Genomic DNA, 16,078 nt, shown 5'->3' with positions numbered 1-16,078 from the left:
TGTCAAATAGCGCTCAGGCTTTACACATTCGCAAGGCCAGCCATCAGGCCGCCGACCCCACCACCGGTACACCGCGAGCCACGGCCTCCAGTGGGACGAGGCCACGATGCTCGTCGCCATACAGTGATACCCGTTCCGCCACAACGAGATCCCCGCAACCGGCGCTTGGCGGCCAGGTGGGTGGCGCTCACGCGTCCTTCACGGCGGCGCTCCCCCAGCACGGCTGGCGCTGCATTGCTCCTCGATGACCTGGTCCCAGTCCCGCAGGAATCGGTCCAGCCCGAAATGTTCCGTGGCGTACGCGCGGGCCGCCTGGCCGACCACCTCGGCCAGGTACCGGTCGGCGACCAGGCCGTTCAGCGCGACTCGCAGGGTGTCGACGTCCGCACTGACGACACCCGCCTCCGGGGGCACCACCAGCGGCGCCATCGTGGCAGCCACCGCCACCACCGGCATTCCCAGGAACATGGCTTCCAGCAACGACGGACCCAGCGACGTCCAGCGCGCGGTGTGCAGGTAGACCCGCCGGTGCGCCAATTCCTTCAGCAGCTGATCGGTCCGCACGTCACCGTGGCCGACAACACCTGAGCAGCGATGGGCCGGTTTGTTGAGGTCCTCGGTGCCGATCCCCCACACGTCGACCGGCGCTGACTGCCCCAGCGGGCCCAGGAGATCGGTGCCGACGGTGCGCCCCCGCCGCAGCGGCTCGTTGATCAGGGCACCGGCAGCCGCGATGTCCCCGGTGTACAGGTGGCCCGGGTCGGCGATCCCATGGCCGATGACGGTTGTGGGCGCGCGGCCGTTGTCCCACATCAGCTGATTGAAGGCGGTGACGTGGATCAGTGGGATGTCGTCGCGGTCTGCGATCGGGTGCAGGCTCTCCACCACGAACGGCCGCGGGGTGTTGTGCTCGACGTAGACCGCCGGGACGTCGATTCCGGGCCGGCAGCCCAGCAGGCGCGCTACCAGCTCCAGCTCGTGCGGCCGCTGCAGCACCACCAGATCGATATCGTGGTCGCCTAGTTCGGCCAGCGGGACTTCCTGTGCCCGGGGCCAGTCGTGACCGCATAACCCGCGACCGTCGGGACCACGCGGGGCATCGACCGGAATGAGGTAGCGGTGTCGCCCGGCGACGAAGGAATCCATCCAGCAGCCATGCACGTGCCAGACGAGCAGCGAACGCCGAGTGGTCTGCGGAAATGCCATAGTCGGTTGTTACCCCCGACACCCGCTCCTAAACGCGGAACAGGTCCTCGAAGCGGTTTGCTACAAGGGAATTCGCGACAACGTGAAAAAGAGTATCGTTACCGAATCGTTGCAGACCCGCGAGTATCGGCGTAGGTTCGTTAGCAGGTTGAGTTCACAGCCACCCGGAAAGACGCGTAATGCACGCTAGCCAGGGAGGCCTACTCCCGGCATCTCATCTGTGAAGGTGTAGCTCGCATCGACGCGATCCACAGTACGAGTTTGGACTGATGGAGTAATTCAATGCCTGCTTTGAGAACCGCCGGGTCGGTGTTCCCGGCGCCCCGAATAGATTCCCTTCCCCCGTCAGATACCTGGGCGAGCCGCACCGCTCGTTCCGTCACCCGCTGGGGACGCTCCGGTGCAGTGATCAGTGTGGGCGGCGAACTCGACGCATCCAACGCCGGCCAGCTGGCTGACTACGTACAACGTTGCGCGGGCTACTGCGAGTGGTTGGTACTCGACCTCAATGATCTGGAATTCATTGGCACCGCAGGGTTTTCGGCACTCAAGTCGATTACCGACCGATGCGACGAAACCATGGTCTACTGTACGACGGTGCCCGGAGTCGCGGTTGGGCGGCTGCTGCGAATCTGCGACCCCGGCAATGCCTTGCCGACTACCTCGTCGGTGGCTGAGGCGCTGGCGGGCGTGCAGGGTTTCCGTCAGGTCCGTTAGCCGGCACGTCCCCCGCCGGAGAAGCCCTGCACCATTCGGGTCGCGACGAGCAGCATGGGTGCCGCGTCGGCGGCGTGTTTGGGGCCGCAGGGGCTATCCCACGCGGCCCTGGGTCAGCTGGTGGGTGGCGAAGTCCGCTCCCTGTTGGACCATCGTTGCGTCGTCGCCGGCGTAGCTGTCGTGCGCCGCGAAGTTCATGCCGTCGGAGCACACCGCATCCTCGACGGCGCACACTTGCAGGGTCTTTGCCTGATACAGCGGTCCGATCACGATCGTGGGTTCCTTGAGAAAGTTCATCGCCCGCTCGTTGGGCATGGCGAACAATACGACCGCGGCGACGTGGTCGGCGACATCGGGGTCCAGCGGCTTGGGAACTGTCGCCGGGTCGACCCCGTCGGGTACCTGGGCCGACGTGACGAAACCCATCACCGCCGCGCCCTGGGAGTAGCCGCCCAGCACCATCTTGGTTTTGGGACAGCTGGTCGCCCGGGAGACGACGTGAGCGCCCGCATCCCGAATGCCGTCGATGCCGGTGTCCCAGTGGTCGGTGGCCGGGTAATTGACCGCGTAGACGACCGGGCTGGTACCCAGGCGCGCGTTGAGCGCATTGAGGAATGCCTGACCGGTCGGACCAACGCCCGGCGGCTCACCGGTTCCGCGCGCGAAGACCACCTCGGTATCGGGACACGGCGCAGCCCTCGCGACGGGAACGCTGGGGCTGACAAGCATGGCGGCACAGACTGCGGATACCGCGATCGCCAGCGGACCAATGGAATCGAGGCGGGTATGCGCGGACATGTCGATGTAGGTGCCCACGGCGCCGCCAGCTCAAACCGCTTGTCCGGAAATTTTTGTCGCGGCAGCGCTTTGGCGAACACTCTGGACAACGGTCCCCCACTTTGTTAAGACAAGAAGGTCAGATATCTGTCTTCAGACTGCAGGGCAGCCATCCGCGGTATCTCGCGATGCCGACGGGTGGACCCAAAGCCCCCGGGCCCTGTGTCGATCCCTCCCCTCTCGTACACCCGGCCGACGGGCATTGGCGCTCGGGTCTGCGCGAAAGGGGAGAACGATGTGGAACAACGCAACGGACCGGCCGCGCCCGGTCAGCGCGGTCGCAGTGGCGTCGGCGTTGCTGCCGGCATTGATCGGCTTGGGCGCATCGGCCCCACCCGCCGATGCCGCCGGGCCGGAATTTCTCTCGGTGCCGTCGCCGAGCATGGGCCACAACATCACCGTTGAATTCCAGGGCGGCGGCGCGCCGGCCGTCTACCTGCTGGACGGCTTACGAGCCCGCGATGATCGCAGCGGCTGGGATATCGAAACACCGGCGTTCAGTGAGTACAGCGGCTCGGGGATGTCCGTGGTAGCACCGGTCGGTGGGCGCTCAAGCTTCTACACCGACTGGTATGGGTCGGCCAATGGGCAGACCTACAAATGGGAGACGTTTCTGACCAGTGAGCTGCCGAACTACCTCGCCGGCAAAGGCGTACGCTCCAACCGCAACGCGGTGGTGGGCGTCTCCATGTCCGGATCGTCGGCGCTGATCCTGGCGGCCTATCACCCGCAGCAATTCGCTTATGCCGCGTCACTTTCGGCGCTGCTGACTCCATCGAGCGGCAACGGGCCGACGCTGATCGGGATGGCGATGAACGACGAGGGCGGTTTCAACCCGCAGGACATGTGGGGCCCGACGGGCGGTCCGGGATGGCAGCGCAACGATCCAACGGTGCAAGCCGGGCGCCTGGCGGGCAACGGCACCCGGTTGTGGATCTATAGCGGCAACGGCACTCCGTCGGAGATCGGCGAGGGAAGCCTGCCTGGCCAAGTGATCGAGCAGGTCGTCATGCAGGGCAATGCCGCCTTCCGCGACGCCTACACCGGTGCGGGCGGGCACAACGCGACGTTCAATATCGACAGCAACGGGGTGCACAGCTGGGGATACTGGAACGCCCAGCTGGTGGCCATGAGGCCGGACATGCAAGGCACGCTGGGGGCCGGGGGGCGAGTCTGACGTCACGCCACGAAAGGCGCTCAGTACCAGTAGCGACGGCCACCAACCGGCCGCCCCACGGCCCCCAGCACCCAAAACACCGCGCCCACGACCAGCAGGACGATCCCGATCGCCCACAGGACGTAGACGTCGAACACCAGTCCCAGGATCAGCAGCAGCAACCCGACCCCGATCATGAGTCACAACCCAGGATCGCATTGGCCAGCAGCTTCAGTTCGGAATCGCTGAGTTCGGCGCGCAAAGTCATCTGTGCCATGGCTATGGGCTACCCCGAGCACGTTGAGGCAAAACCCCCGGCCCTCAGGCCACCACATGGGCGCCGCGTCCCCGGGGTGCCCTGGCGGCCTGAACCCCGATCCTTGCATTCAGCGCCGAAAGGCGATGAGCAGCGCCAGCACATCGAGTACCAGCAACGTCCAACCAGCCACCGGCACTAGGAATCCGCGCCGACGACCCGCCGTGAAGAACGAAGCCAAGATGGTCAATGCGGCGACTGCCGGTGCCCCGTAGTACAGCACGCCGAAGAGTGCCCCGCTGGGCCCGAGGTCGGGGCACTCAGCGGTACTGCACGCGGCGGTGCTCATCACCGCGCCCAGCGCAAACACCATCACCAAGGCCGCCCCCGCAGCGGTCAACGCCGCCGTGGCCCAGTTGACCCAGAGTCGCGCACGGCGGTTTTCGGTCTCGACAGGTACCGGCATCGGCTCCACCATCACAACGTCGCCCCCCGTGCCGCGAACTCCTCCACCAACTCCTCATCGACCCAATCGCCGCCCGCATTCACGATGTCGGTACGCAAGCTCGGCCACGAGGTAATCCGGCGGCTGGCAATGACTCCGGCTTCCACCAACGTCCACGGCCCATGGCAGATGACAGCGACCGGCTTACCGGCGTCGAAGAACTCCCGAATGAACGACACCGCGCGCTTGTCGACCCGCAGCTGGTCAGGGTTGGCCACCCCGCCCGGCAGCACCAGCGCATCGAAGTCATCCGCCGAGACATCCTTGACTTGCCGGTCCACATCGAACTTGTCGGCGCGATCCAGATGGTTGAAAGCCTGAATGGGACCGGCAGCTGTGGACACCAGCATGGGACGTGCGCCGGCCTCGGCCACCGCACGCCATGGTTCGGTCAGCTCGATCTGTTCGACACCCTCTGGGGCCACCAGAACTGCGACCCGTCGTCCTTCCAGCGAACCGGACATGACCGCTCCCTCCCGTGCTACGGACAGCTCCCAATACCGATCCGCATACCCGGGCGCCCAGACCCACAAACGAAGCGGTGTAACACGACAGTTGCGGGGGTACCCCGCTGTAATGAATTGCCGGGCCGGGTGTGTAGCGACTCCACCGTCCGGCTGCACCATCGACCACCGGGTCGGCCTACCGTCCGGGTCGGCCCGGTCCACACCACTAATTAATCCGGCAATGAGAAATTGAGAATCAGCGAGAAACAGCACCGCCGGTTGCCGCGGCGGCCACGGTTACCGCCGCGGCAAGCAAGCCCGCAGTCCAACAGGTGCTTAGCCGCGTCCGTAATGTTGCGCCCAGCTACGGTCTACTGAGCCCTCTCTCAGTACTTGTTACAGGTCTTGGCGATGGGACCGACCATGTTGACGAACATCGCCGCTTCCGGCACACCCTGGGCCTGTTGGAGCATCTGCTCACGCTGCGGCGCCGGTGCAGCCAGGAAGTTCTGCAGGAATGACTGAGCCATCGGCGTAGCATTGAATTGTGCTGCGGTGTCAGGTGATTGCGCATTCATTGCCGCCACCACCTGTGAATAGCTGCATGTCGTGTTCACCGCCGGATTCTGCGACCATTGGCCTGGTTGCCCCGGCTGGCCCGGCTGAGCTGGCTGGCTTGGCTGCCCCGGCTGAGGCGGCTGACCCGGCTCGGCATTTGCCAGACCCATGCCGCCCGCCAACGCCAGCACCATGCCGCCGACAGCGGCAAGCCTGGTCAAAGACGTTGTCATCATTGCTTTCTCCCCTTCAAATTATGTTCCGTCGACGACGGCACTGAACTAGGCTTGCCGTTTTCGCCCGAGCTAAACCACGGTTTGCCCGCCGGTTGTAGTGGGTATCGGAACAAGTGCTGTGATTAGTCGAATCCTCACCGTGGTGGGCCTGTCGAGCTGCACGCTGCTGTGCTGGCCGAGCGCCGGCGACGCGGCCGCCACGGGTTGCCCCGATGCCGAGGTGGTGTTCGCGCGAGGCACTGGCGAGCCGCCCGGCGTCGGATGGATCGGCCAGCAGTTTATCGACGCACTACGGTGGCGGACCTGGGGTCGCACCGTGGGCGTCTACCCGGTCAACTTTCCGGCAGTAGCCGAGTTCGGCCCGTCCGCCGTGGGTGTCACCGACGCGGTAGGCCACATCCGCGACATGGCTGCCGGTTGTCCGAGCACCCAATTGGTCCTCGGCGGGTACTCGCGGGGCGCTGCTCTGATGGGGTACGTCACCGAACCGACGGCCGGCGGTCTCGGGGGCGCGTTACCGCCCGAGGCCGCCGGACACATCGCCGCCGTGACGCTGCTGGGAAAACCGTCGGCGGCGTTCCTGAACTCCATCGGCGCGCCGCCCCTGGCGATGGGCCCGGGCTACGCCGCCAAGACGATCGACCTGTGCGCGCCCGGCGATCCGGTCTGCTCGGAGGGCGCCGATGGTGCGGCACACGGGGCGTACGCGGCAAACGGCATGACAGCGCAAGCGGCGGACTTCGCTGTCGAGCACCTGCGGCCCCCCGAAAGCGGTCCAGATCAGCCGTTTTGACCATCACTACGCGCGAACTGAGCCGGTTGTGGTCGGGCATCCACCGGGCTGCACTGAACACGGCTACTGCAGCTGATCACGCAGCTTCGCCAGCGATTTGGCCAGCAAACGCGACACGTGCATCTGCGAGATCCCGACCCGCTCGGCGATCTGGGTCTGGGTCATCGACTCGAAGAACCGCAGCACCAGCACGGTGCGTTCGCGTTCCGGGAGGGCGTCCAGCAAGGGCCGCAACGCCTCTCGGTCCTCGATGCGGTCCATCCGTGCATCGACGTCACCCAGAGTGTCAGCGATCGAGCGGACGTCGTCCTCGTCCGAGCTGCCACCGCCGTCAATCGACAGCGTGTTGTATGAGCTGCCCGCGACCAGTCCTTCGACCACCTCGTCGCGACTCAACTCGAGCTCGGCCGCGAGCTCGGTGGCGGTCGGCGCCCGCCCCAGGCGTTGCGACAGTTCGGCTGTGGCCACCCCCAACCGAAGGTGTAGCTCTTTGAGCCGGCGAGGAACCTTGACCGACCAGCTGTTGTCGCGGAAATGGCGACGGACCTCGCCCATGATCGTCGGAACCGCGAACGAGACGAAATCCGAGCCGGTCTCGACGTCGAAGCGTGTTACGGCGTTGACCAGTCCCACCCGAGCTACTTGGACCAGGTCGTCCCGTGACTCTCCGCGCCCCTCGAATCGGCGAGCGATGTGGTCCGCCAGCGGCAGACACCGCTCCACGATCTTGTCTTTACGGTTACGGAAGTCCGGCGAGTCGGCATCGTATTGGGCGAGTTCACGAAACATATCGCCGACGTCGGCGTATTCCGATCCGGACTGTGAGCCGCCGCCGGCGGCACGCGGACTCACCGCCCGGAGTCCGCCCGGCGGGTTGTCAACGTGACCCCGAATACCTCACCCGCACCGTTGGATTCATGCCCGTCTCGGAAAGTCTGGACATCATCGACCAGCGAAGTGAGCACATGCCAGCTGAAACTTCCCGGGGTCAGCACGCCGGCCCCGTCACCGGCCGCCGACGCCTGGATCGTCACGTAGTCGTCGTGCGGGTCGATGACGACAGTCAGCATCGCGCCGGGCGCAGCGCTACGGATCAGCTGGGTGCACAGCTCATCGATCGCCAGCCGCAGATCAGCGACGGTGTCGACATCGAGATCCTCATAGGTAGCGATCGCGCCGACCAACATGCGCACCACCGCCAGACTTTCCAGCCTGGGCGTAACCCGCAGTTCGACGGCCCGTTCGCTGCACGACCGCTTAGCCCGGTCACTGTCAATGTCGGTCATGAGGCCTCCCGGCGAAATCGGACCGAGACTACTGCTGCGTGTCAATCGACTGCTCACCACCCTCGCCTGCACGCACCCTCGCGCATTCCGCCCTCAGCCGACACCGTCAACATCGCATGCCGGCTGCCCGGAGATCAGTCATGGGAAGTCTGTACCCGATCGCTGGGGAACTCAATCATCGTTTTCGGCACGTCGTCATCACGTAGACGTAGCGCGGCCCGGCCGGAACACCGGCCGGGCCGACTTGACCCCTCGGGTTAACTCGTGGAGGGCTGCTGGCGCAAATCGGCGTGCGCCAAGTGCCACTGGTGGTTCACCTTGCCGATCCGGCGATGCTCGAGCAGCAGCCAAACCGTGCCCAGAACAGCGGCGAGCACCGCGATGACCGCGACCTCCACGCCCTGGCGGTCATGACCGGTCCCGAAGGCGGCAAGGCAACCGATTCCGGCCACCATGCCCACCACCAGCAGTGAATAGCCTGGCCAACCCATGACATCGATCATGGCGCGGCCCGCGTGGGGCCGGGTCGTCCGGACATGGTCGACGGGGTCATGAAAAGTGTCACCCATTGCGATTCCTCCCTCCTGAACAGCAATCCGGAGCCGCTCCAGAAGTAGACCGATATGTGGTGCACCCGTCCGCGACCCAAAACTATCGTATGCCGATACGTTGAGCGCGGTGCCTCGTTTACAGGATTTTCACAGTCATGCAACAGCGATATCGATGCCGCCCCCGCGATCAGCCAGTGCCCATGATCGGCACAGCACTCATCAACAAGACGACCAGCATCAACGTCAGTAAGAACCATCCGGCCCCCTGCCAGCCCCACCAGGTGCCCCGGGCGCGCCACACCCGATACGTGCGCACAAACGCGCGCGACCCACCGGCCGCCAGGATCGCCGGGGCCCCGACGGCAAGGACGGTCCGGTAGGGCCTTCCACATCCCACGGTGGCTGACAACGGGTCGCATGAGCCGACCCACAACACTGCTATCACGACAAATGCGAGCGCGATGGCGGTGATCAGCCCGGCGAATCGAGCGGCCGCTCTGACCTCCTGGTCCTCCTGACCCAGCCGATCGCCACCGGGGGCAGAGCGCGACGGTGTGCGCGATTCCACATCTCCCACCGTCCGCGCTGATGAGCTCTGCGTCAAGGCGATTCATTCGGTTGGGTCGACGTTTGGGCCCACGGCGACTCGGGAAGCCTTGCCGTTGTGGTGGGCCCGGACATTGTGCGGGTCTGTCGCATCACGAAGGGAGGACATATGTCAGACGACAAGAAAAGTGCCACCGAAGACGGCATCCGAGGCGCCGTGGAGGGCGTCAAGGGCAAGGCCAAGGAAGCATTCGGGGCCGTGACCGGCAACGATGAGCTGGTCCGCGAGGGCCGGGCACAGCAGGACAAAGGCGAAGCGCAGCGTGACGCCGCCAAGCATCAAGCCGAGGCCGACTCGGCCCGCGCCGCCGCGAAGGCAGCCGAGGCGCGCGAACAGTCTCGCCAGTAGCCCGATGGGAGGGCAGGCCCGGTCCGCCTGGCGGGCCGGGCCTGTCGCTACGTGAGCGGGGTTATTTCATGGGCGCAACGGGTAGTAAACGCCTTGAGACAGAAAATCATCCACGGGTTGGAGCCAAGCCATGGAGATCCTGTTACTGACCGACCGTGACGAATTCACGCAGTCACTGTCGGGATTGGGCGCCTTCGGGCATTCGATCGTCCGCTGTCCACTGTCGGCCACCGCCCGAACCAATTACCGGCGCGTGAAAGCCGTTCTGGTGGACGGCTGTACTGACGTGCCGACAGCGCGGGAGAGCTGCCGCAAACTCGGCACCTGGGAGCCGTCTGCTGTCGTGCTGGCCTTCGTTGCCGCCGAAGACTTCGCCGCGGTCGGCCTCGACTGGCACGTCGATGATGTCCTGATCGCGGCCGCCGGTCCCGCCGAGGCGAACGCGCGATTACGACTGGCCTTGGCCCGTCGGCGCGAATCCACCTACAACAAGCTGCAATTCGGCGCTCTGGTCATCCACCCGGACAGCTTCACCGCGTCGCTGTCAAATCGCGATCTCGACCTCACGCTCACCGAATTCAAACTGCTCAACTATCTGGTACAGCATGCTGGCCAAGCATTCACCCGTGCCCGACTACTGCACGAGATCTGGGGCGGCGAGGGCGGCCGTCGCAAAGTCGACGTTCACGTGCAACGCTTGCGCGCCAAGCTCGGCGCCGACCACGAGTCGATCATCGATACGGTCCGCGGTGTCGGGTACATGACACCGGAATTGCCTCAGCCGCAATGGGCTATCGCCAACTGAGAGCGGTTCAGCGCCCGCCGTAGAGGTCCATCAAAACACCGCGACCAAGACCGCCAGATCAGCCAACAGCAAGGCCCACCCGCACGCCCAGACGATGATCCCGCCGCGGTGCGTCGCCAGGAAGAAGGCGAGAAACAACGTCATGGCCGCTATAACCGCCGCTCCGTGGTAGAGCACGCCGAACAACGCGCCGTTCACCTTGAGCTCGGGGCACGCCACCTTGTTGCACAGCGCGGAGCCGGACACCCTGGCCAGCGCGAAGGCCATCAGCAGCGCGGCGGCCGGCGCGGTCAGCAACGACAACGCCCAGTTCGTCCACGTCCAATCGCGGGGCAGCGCTTCGACCGTTCCCGCCGCGCGTGGCTGCGCATCGGCGAATATCGGCCGGACAGTCGTTGCCCCGTCATCCAGAATGATCATCGCCGCCTCCGGTCACCGAAGTCACCAGTGCCGGATACCCGGCGACGACCAGCACAAAACCGCAGCCCGGGAGCATTCGGGCGCCGAACTTGGCACCATGGCTGGGTGAGCCCACAAGTCCAAGGAACGCCAGCGCCACTGGCTCGGTTCTCGGCGCTGACCCGGGATTGGTTCACCGGCACCTTCACGGCGCCGACGCCGGCCCAGGAGCAGGCCTGGTCGGCGATCGCCGACGGCCACAACACGCTCGTGGTCGCGCCGACCGGGTCCGGCAAGACGCTCGCGGCATTCCTATGGGCGCTGGACCAACTGACCGCACATCCAGGTCAGGGCACCCGAGTGCTCTACATCTCGCCGCTCAAGGCACTGGCCGTCGACGTCGAGCGCAACCTGCGCACCCCGTTGGCCGGCATCGCCCGGATGGCCGCACAACGCGAGCTGCCCACTCCCGGCATCACCGTGGGAGTGCGATCCGGTGACACGTCCCCGGCCAGGCGCCGCGAGCTGGTCGCCAAGCCGCCCGACATCTTGATCACCACCCCCGAGTCGCTGTTTCTGATGCTGACCTCGGCGGCCCGGGAGACGTTGACCGGGGTCCGCACGGTGATCGTCGACGAGGTACACGCGGTGGCTGCAACCAAGCGCGGTGCCCACCTGGCACTGTCGTTGGAGCGCCTCGACGCGATGCTCGAGCGGCCCGCCCAGCGGATCGGGTTGAGCGCCACGGTGCGCCCCGCCGAAGAGGTCGCCCGATTTCTGTCCGGACAGTCCCCCACGACGATCGTGACTCCCCCGGCCGCCAAGACGTTCGACCTGACAGTTCAGGTTCCCGTGCCCGACATGGCCAATCCGGCCGAGGGCACCATCTGGCCCGAGGTCGAAGAACGCATCGTCGACCTGATCGAAGCCCACCGGACCTCGATCGTATTCGCCAACTCGCGGCGGCTCGCCGAGCGGCTGACTGGGCGGCTCAACGAGATTCACGCGGAGCGCTACGTTGACACCGAGGAGGCGACGGCGCCACTGGCGCGGGCACACCACGGCTCGGTGTCGCTGCAGACCCGAGCCGACGTCGAAGAGGACCTCAAGAGCGGACGGCTGCGCGCAGTCGTGGCCACCTCGAGCCTGGAGCTGGGTATCGATATGGGCGCGGTCGACCTGGTTATCCAGATCGAGGCGCCACCGTCGGTGGCCAGCGGCCTGCAGCGCGTCGGTCGGGCCGGGCATCAGGTCGGCGAGATCTCCTCGGGCGTATTGATTCCCAAACACCGCACCGATCTGATCGGATGCGCCGTCGCGGTACAGCGCATGCTGGCCGGCCAGATCGAAACCCTGACAGTCCCAGCCAACCCGCTGGACATCCTGGCCCAGCACACGGTGGCCGCGGCCGCGCTGGAGCCACTGGACGCCGAAGCCTGGTTCGACACCGTGCGCCGCAGCGCTCCGTTCGCCACCTTGTCGCGCGGTGTTTTCGAGGCAACGCTTGATCTGCTCTCCGGAAAATACCCGTCCACCGAATTCGCCGAGCTGCGGCCCCGGCTGGTCTACGACCGCGACACCGGGACCCTGACCGGTCGACCCGGCGCGCAACGGCTGGCCGTCACCTCCGGCGGAGCCATCCCAGACCGCGGACTGTTCGCGGTTTATTTGGCCGGAGCGGAGAAGCCTTCCCGGGTAGGCGAACTCGACGAGGAGATGGTCTATGAGTCCCGCCCCGGCGATGTGATCTCGCTGGGCGCCACCAGCTGGCGGATCACCGAGATCACCCATGATCGGGTGCTGGTCACGCCGGCCCCGGGCCAGCCGGGCCGGCTGCCGTTCTGGCACGGCGACGGTGTCGGACGGCCAGCCGAGCTGGGCGCGGCGCTCGGTGCGTTCACCGGCGAATTAGCAGGCCTTGACGCTGATTCGTTCGACAAGCGCTGCGCGGGTTTGGGTTTCGATGACTACGCGATCGACAACCTGAGGCGACTGCTCGACGATCAGCGCGCCGCCACCGGAGCGATGCCCACCGACACCACGCTGGTGGTGGAGCGGTTCCGTGACGAGCTCGGTGACTGGCGGGTGGTACTGCACTCACCGTACGGGCTGCGCGTGCACGGGCCGTTGGCGTTGGCGGTGGGCCGGCGGTTGCGCGACCGCTACAGCATCGACGAGAAGCCGACGGCCTCCGACGACGGCATCGTGGTCCGGCTGCCCGACACCGACTCCGGCGCCCAGGCCCCCGGCGCCGAACTGTTCGTGTTCGACGCCGACGAGATCGAGCCGGTCGTCACCGCCGAGGTAGGCGGCTCCGCCTTGTTCGCCTCCCGGTTCCGGGAATGCGCGGCCCGGGCCTTGCTGTTGCCACGCCGACACCCCGGCCGGCGCACACCGCTATGGCAGCAACGCCAGCGGGCAGCCCAATTGCTCGACGTGGCCCGCAAATACCCAACGTTTCCGATCGTGCTGGAGACCGTGCGCGAATGCCTCCAGGACGTCTATGACGTCCCGGCGCTGACAGCGCTGATGGCGCAGATCGCCCAACGCCGGGTGCGGGTGTCCCAGGTCGAGACCGCCACCCCATCGCCGTTCGCGGCGTCGTTGTTGTTCGGCTACGTCGGGGCGTTCATGTACGAAGGCGACAGCCCCCTGGCGGAGCGCCGCGCGGCGGCCTTGTCGCTGGATCCAACTCTGCTGGCGCAGTTGCTGGGCCGGGTCGAGCTGCGCGAACTGCTCGACACCGCCGTGATCGCACTCGTCACCGAGCAACTGCAGCATCTGACGCCGGAGAGGGCCGTCCGCGACGCCGAGGGAGTGGCTGATCTGCTGCGACTGCTCGGTCCGCTCACCACCGAAGAGGTCAGTGCCCGGGCCGCGGGCGCTGCGGTGGGCGGTTGGCTGGAACATCTGCTGACCGCCCGCCGGGTGCTGACGGTGGCGTTCGGCGGGTCCCGCTGGTGGGTAGCGATCGAAGACATCGGCCGGCTGCGCGACGGTCTCGGGGTTGCGGTGCCGCCCGGGGTGCCGACGGGCTTCACCGAACCGGTCGCCGACCCGCTGGGTGAGCTGCTGGGCCGCTTCGCCCGCACCCGGGGGCCGTTCACCACCGGGCAGGCCGCAGACCGATTCGGGCTGGGAGTGCGGGTGGCGGCCGATGCGCTGGGTCGACTGGCCGCCGACGGACGGGTGGTGCGTGGCGAATTCACCGACTTCCCGGACTCCCCCGGCGAACAGTGGTGCGACACCGAGGTGCTGCGAATCCTGCGGCGCCGGTCACTGGCCGCGCTGCGCTCAGCGATCGAGCCGGTGTCGCCCGCCGCCTACGGGCGCTTCCTGCCGGCCTGGCAGCAGATCGGCACTCTGGACGTAGCCTCCACCGGTGTCGACGGGCTGGCCGGAGTGATCGAGCAACTGGCCGGCGTCGCACTTCCGGCGTCGGCGATCGAACCGTTGATCTTCGGCCCACGGGTGCGCGACTACGCACCGGCCATGCTCGACGAACTGCTGGCCTCCGGGGAGGTCCTCTGGTCGGGTGCGGGCGCGCCAGCGGGCAGTGCACCGGCCACCGACGGTTGGATCTGCTTTCACACCGCGGATTCGGCGCCGCTGACGTTGGCACCCGGGACGCCGATCGAATTCGGCAACGCCCACCGCGAGATTCTGGATGCCCTCGGCGGTGGCGGTGCATACTTCTTCCGCCAACTGTCCGGTAACGCGAGCGAGGCGGAACTCAAAAGCGCACTGTGGGAGCTGATCTGGTCGGGATGGGTCACCGGAGATACCTTCGCTCCGGTGCGCGCAGTGCTGGCCGGCACCCGGCGCGCTACCCCGGCTCACCGCAGCAGACGCCCACCCCGGCTCAGTCGCTACCGTGTGGCGCACGCCGCTGCCCGCGCCGCCGACCCGACGGTGGCCGGACGCTGGTCGGCTTTGCCTACCCCGCAAGAGGATTCCACTGTGCGGGCCCACCACACCGCCGAACTGCTGCTGCACCGCTACGGCGTGCTGACCCGCGGCGCGGTCGCCGCCGAGGCCGTGCCAGGCGGTTTCGCCAACGTCTACAAGGTACTGACCGCGTTCGAGGACGCCGGACGATGCCAGCGTGGCTATTTCATCGAGTCGTTGGGGGCCGCACAGTTCGCACTGGCCTCCACCGTGGACCGGCTGCGCGGCTACCTCGACGGTGTCGACCCGACCCGTCCCGACTACCAGGCGGTAGTGCTGGCCGCCGCCGACCCGGCCAACCCGTACGGCGCGGCGTTGAGCTGGCCGGCGCATCCGGGGACGGCCCGACCCGGCCGCAAGGCGGGCGCGCTGGTAGTCCTGGTCGACGGGGAACTGCTGTGGTTCGTCGAGCGGGGCGGCCGGACACTGCTGAATTTCGCCGAAGCCGCCGAAGCGCAGCGGGCCGCCGCCGAGGCGCTGACTCAGCTGATCGCCGACCGGCGGGTCGACGGGATTCTCATCGAGCGAATCGACGGCGTGCCGGTACTGGAGCTAACCGATTCACCGACGCTGGACGCGTTGACCGCGGCCGGATTCTCCCGCACGCCGCGCGGATTGCGGATGCGCTGATGCCCGAGGGAGACACGGTCTTTCACACCGCGACGGTGCTGGCCACCGCGCTGACGGGAAAAACCTTGACCCGCTGCGATATCCGGGTCCCGCGATACGCCGATGTCGACCTGAGCGGAGAGCGCGTCGATGAGGTGATCAGCCGCGGCAAGCATCTGTTCATCCGCGTCGGATCGGCCAGCATCCATTCGCATCTGAAGATGGAGGGCAGTTGGCGAGTGGGTCGACATCTTGCCAGACACAGTCTTGCCAGACACAGCCCAGCCGATCATCGGGTACGAATCGTCTTGGAGGCCGGAGCCGTTCGCGCCACCGGTATCGATCTGGGCGTGCTGGAGGTACTGGAACGCCACCATGACGGCGACCCCGTCGCGCACCTGGGCCCGGATCTGCTCGGCGCCGACTGGAATCCGACGGTGGCCGCCGACCGGCTGGTCGCCGATCCGCAGCGTCCGCTGGCATCGGCACTGTTGGATCAGACGGTGATGGCTGGGATCGGCAACGTCTACTGCAACGAGTTGTGCTTCGTCGTCGGCCGGTTGCCGACGACACCCGTTGCAGAACTGAATGATCCGGGTCGGCTGGTGTCACGGGCCCGCGAAATGTTGTGGGCCAACAGGTTGCGATGGTCACGGTGCACCACCGGCGACACCCGACCGGGCCGACAGCTGTGGGTATACGGCCGAGCCGGCCAGCCGTGTCGGCGATGCGGTACCGCGGTGGCGTCCGACCGCAATGGCGAGCGGATTCGGTTCTGGTGTCCGTCATGTCAGCGGTAATGCACTGAGCACCCG

General features: G+C 66.7%; 18 protein-coding genes. 7 read left to right on the top strand and 11 right to left on the bottom strand.

The annotated features are described in order from the left end of the window. Nucleotides 1-198: 198 nt before the first annotated feature. The gene (locus BN4346_RS31155) at nt 199-1,206 is read right to left on the bottom strand and encodes a glycosyltransferase (protein WP_067970513.1); all 1,008 of its coding nucleotides are present in this window, start codon (nt 1,204-1,206) and stop codon (nt 199-201) included. A 405-nt stretch (nt 1,207-1,611) separates the two neighbouring features. Here BN4346_RS31155 and BN4346_RS31150 point away from each other — a divergent pair, with 405 nt between their 5' ends. Next, complete coding sequence (locus tag BN4346_RS31150) at nt 1,612-1,923, top strand: STAS domain-containing protein (protein WP_067970510.1); 312 nt, start codon at nt 1,612-1,614, stop codon at nt 1,921-1,923. A gap of 93 nt (nt 1,924-2,016) precedes the next feature. On the opposite strand, the gene BN4346_RS31145 is transcribed toward BN4346_RS31150, so the two are convergent. Beyond that, nucleotides 2,017-2,721 carry a cutinase family protein gene (locus BN4346_RS31145; RefSeq protein ID WP_078058564.1) on the bottom strand — a complete coding sequence of 235 codons (705 nt, stop codon included), beginning with the start codon at nt 2,719-2,721 and terminating at the stop codon, nt 2,017-2,019. A gap of 274 nt (nt 2,722-2,995) precedes the next feature. Between BN4346_RS31145 and BN4346_RS31140 the strand changes: the two genes are divergently transcribed. Beyond that, entirely contained in the window at nt 2,996-3,937 is a 942-nt protein-coding gene (locus BN4346_RS31140; RefSeq protein WP_067970507.1) for an esterase family protein, read from the top strand. Between the two features lie 20 nt (nt 3,938-3,957). Here BN4346_RS31140 and BN4346_RS48085 read toward each other — a convergent pair whose 3' ends face one another. The 4 genes from BN4346_RS48085 to BN4346_RS31120 form a co-directional block, all read right to left on the bottom strand. After that, entirely contained in the window at nt 3,958-4,113 is a 156-nt protein-coding gene (locus BN4346_RS48085) for a hypothetical protein (RefSeq protein WP_096867488.1), read from the bottom strand. Between the two features lie 189 nt (nt 4,114-4,302). Continuing rightward, the gene (locus BN4346_RS31130; RefSeq protein WP_235653584.1) at nt 4,303-4,638 is read right to left on the bottom strand and encodes a hypothetical protein; all 336 of its coding nucleotides are present in this window, start codon (nt 4,636-4,638) and stop codon (nt 4,303-4,305) included. A gap of 11 nt (nt 4,639-4,649) precedes the next feature. After that, nucleotides 4,650-5,141 (bottom strand): type 1 glutamine amidotransferase domain-containing protein, encoded by a 492-nt coding sequence (locus BN4346_RS31125; protein WP_078058528.1) that lies wholly within the window; start codon nt 5,139-5,141, stop codon nt 4,650-4,652. Between the two features lie 368 nt (nt 5,142-5,509). Continuing rightward, nucleotides 5,510-5,914 carry a hemophore-related protein gene (locus tag BN4346_RS31120; protein WP_407695128.1) on the bottom strand — a complete coding sequence of 135 codons (405 nt, stop codon included), beginning with the start codon at nt 5,912-5,914 and terminating at the stop codon, nt 5,510-5,512. A 124-nt stretch (nt 5,915-6,038) separates the two neighbouring features. Here BN4346_RS31120 and BN4346_RS31115 point away from each other — a divergent pair, with 124 nt between their 5' ends. Then, complete coding sequence (locus tag BN4346_RS31115; RefSeq protein WP_407695127.1) at nt 6,039-6,710, top strand: cutinase family protein; 672 nt, start codon at nt 6,039-6,041, stop codon at nt 6,708-6,710. Nucleotides 6,711-6,773: 63 nt separating this feature from the next. Here the strand turns inward: BN4346_RS31115 and BN4346_RS31110 are convergent, their stop codons facing one another. From BN4346_RS31110 to BN4346_RS31095, 4 genes are all read right to left on the bottom strand, one after another. Then, complete coding sequence (locus BN4346_RS31110) at nt 6,774-7,562, bottom strand: RNA polymerase sigma factor SigF (RefSeq protein WP_067970505.1); 789 nt, start codon at nt 7,560-7,562, stop codon at nt 6,774-6,776. Next, nucleotides 7,559-7,996: an ATP-binding protein gene (locus BN4346_RS31105; RefSeq protein WP_067970502.1), complete on the bottom strand. Its 438-nt coding sequence runs from the start codon at nt 7,994-7,996 to the stop codon at nt 7,559-7,561. Before BN4346_RS31105 ends, BN4346_RS31110 begins: the two co-directional genes overlap by 4 nt. A gap of 257 nt (nt 7,997-8,253) precedes the next feature. Then, nucleotides 8,254-8,565 (bottom strand): protein UsfY, encoded by a 312-nt coding sequence (usfY, locus tag BN4346_RS31100; protein WP_067970499.1) that lies wholly within the window; start codon nt 8,563-8,565, stop codon nt 8,254-8,256. Between the two features lie 169 nt (nt 8,566-8,734). Next, nucleotides 8,735-9,115, bottom strand: coding sequence for a hypothetical protein (locus BN4346_RS31095; protein WP_067970498.1), 381 nt, complete (start codon nt 9,113-9,115; stop codon nt 8,735-8,737). Between the two features lie 147 nt (nt 9,116-9,262). Here BN4346_RS31095 and mbp1 point away from each other — a divergent pair, with 147 nt between their 5' ends. Further along, the gene (gene mbp1 / locus BN4346_RS31090) at nt 9,263-9,502 is read left to right on the top strand and encodes a microaggregate-binding protein 1 (protein ID WP_067970494.1); all 240 of its coding nucleotides are present in this window, start codon (nt 9,263-9,265) and stop codon (nt 9,500-9,502) included. Nucleotides 9,503-9,632: 130 nt separating this feature from the next. Beyond that, a complete protein-coding gene (locus BN4346_RS31085; RefSeq protein WP_067970492.1) occupies nt 9,633-10,307 on the top strand; it encodes a winged helix-turn-helix domain-containing protein in 675 nt (224 codons plus the stop codon). Nucleotides 10,308-10,337: 30 nt separating this feature from the next. Here BN4346_RS31085 and BN4346_RS31080 read toward each other — a convergent pair whose 3' ends face one another. Continuing rightward, on the bottom strand, nt 10,338-10,727 hold the full coding sequence (locus BN4346_RS31080) for a hypothetical protein (protein ID WP_067970490.1): 390 nt from the start codon (nt 10,725-10,727) through the stop codon (nt 10,338-10,340). Nucleotides 10,728-10,832: 105 nt separating this feature from the next. Here BN4346_RS31080 and BN4346_RS31075 point away from each other — a divergent pair, with 105 nt between their 5' ends. Then, entirely contained in the window at nt 10,833-15,284 is a 4,452-nt protein-coding gene (locus BN4346_RS31075) for an ATP-dependent helicase (RefSeq protein WP_067970489.1), read from the top strand. After that, the gene (gene nei2, locus BN4346_RS31070; RefSeq protein ID WP_067970487.1) at nt 15,284-16,063 is read left to right on the top strand and encodes an endonuclease VIII Nei2; all 780 of its coding nucleotides are present in this window, start codon (nt 15,284-15,286) and stop codon (nt 16,061-16,063) included. Before BN4346_RS31075 ends, nei2 begins: the two co-directional genes overlap by 1 nt. Nucleotides 16,064-16,078: the final 15 nt, after the last annotated feature.

The sequence above is a fragment of the Mycolicibacter icosiumassiliensis genome, from assembly GCF_900078685.2.
Classification (GTDB): domain Bacteria; phylum Actinomycetota; class Actinomycetes; order Mycobacteriales; family Mycobacteriaceae; genus Mycobacterium; species Mycobacterium icosiumassiliensis.
Note: the sequence above shows the minus strand (reverse complement) of the source record. Positions and strands in the feature narration are given on the sequence as shown.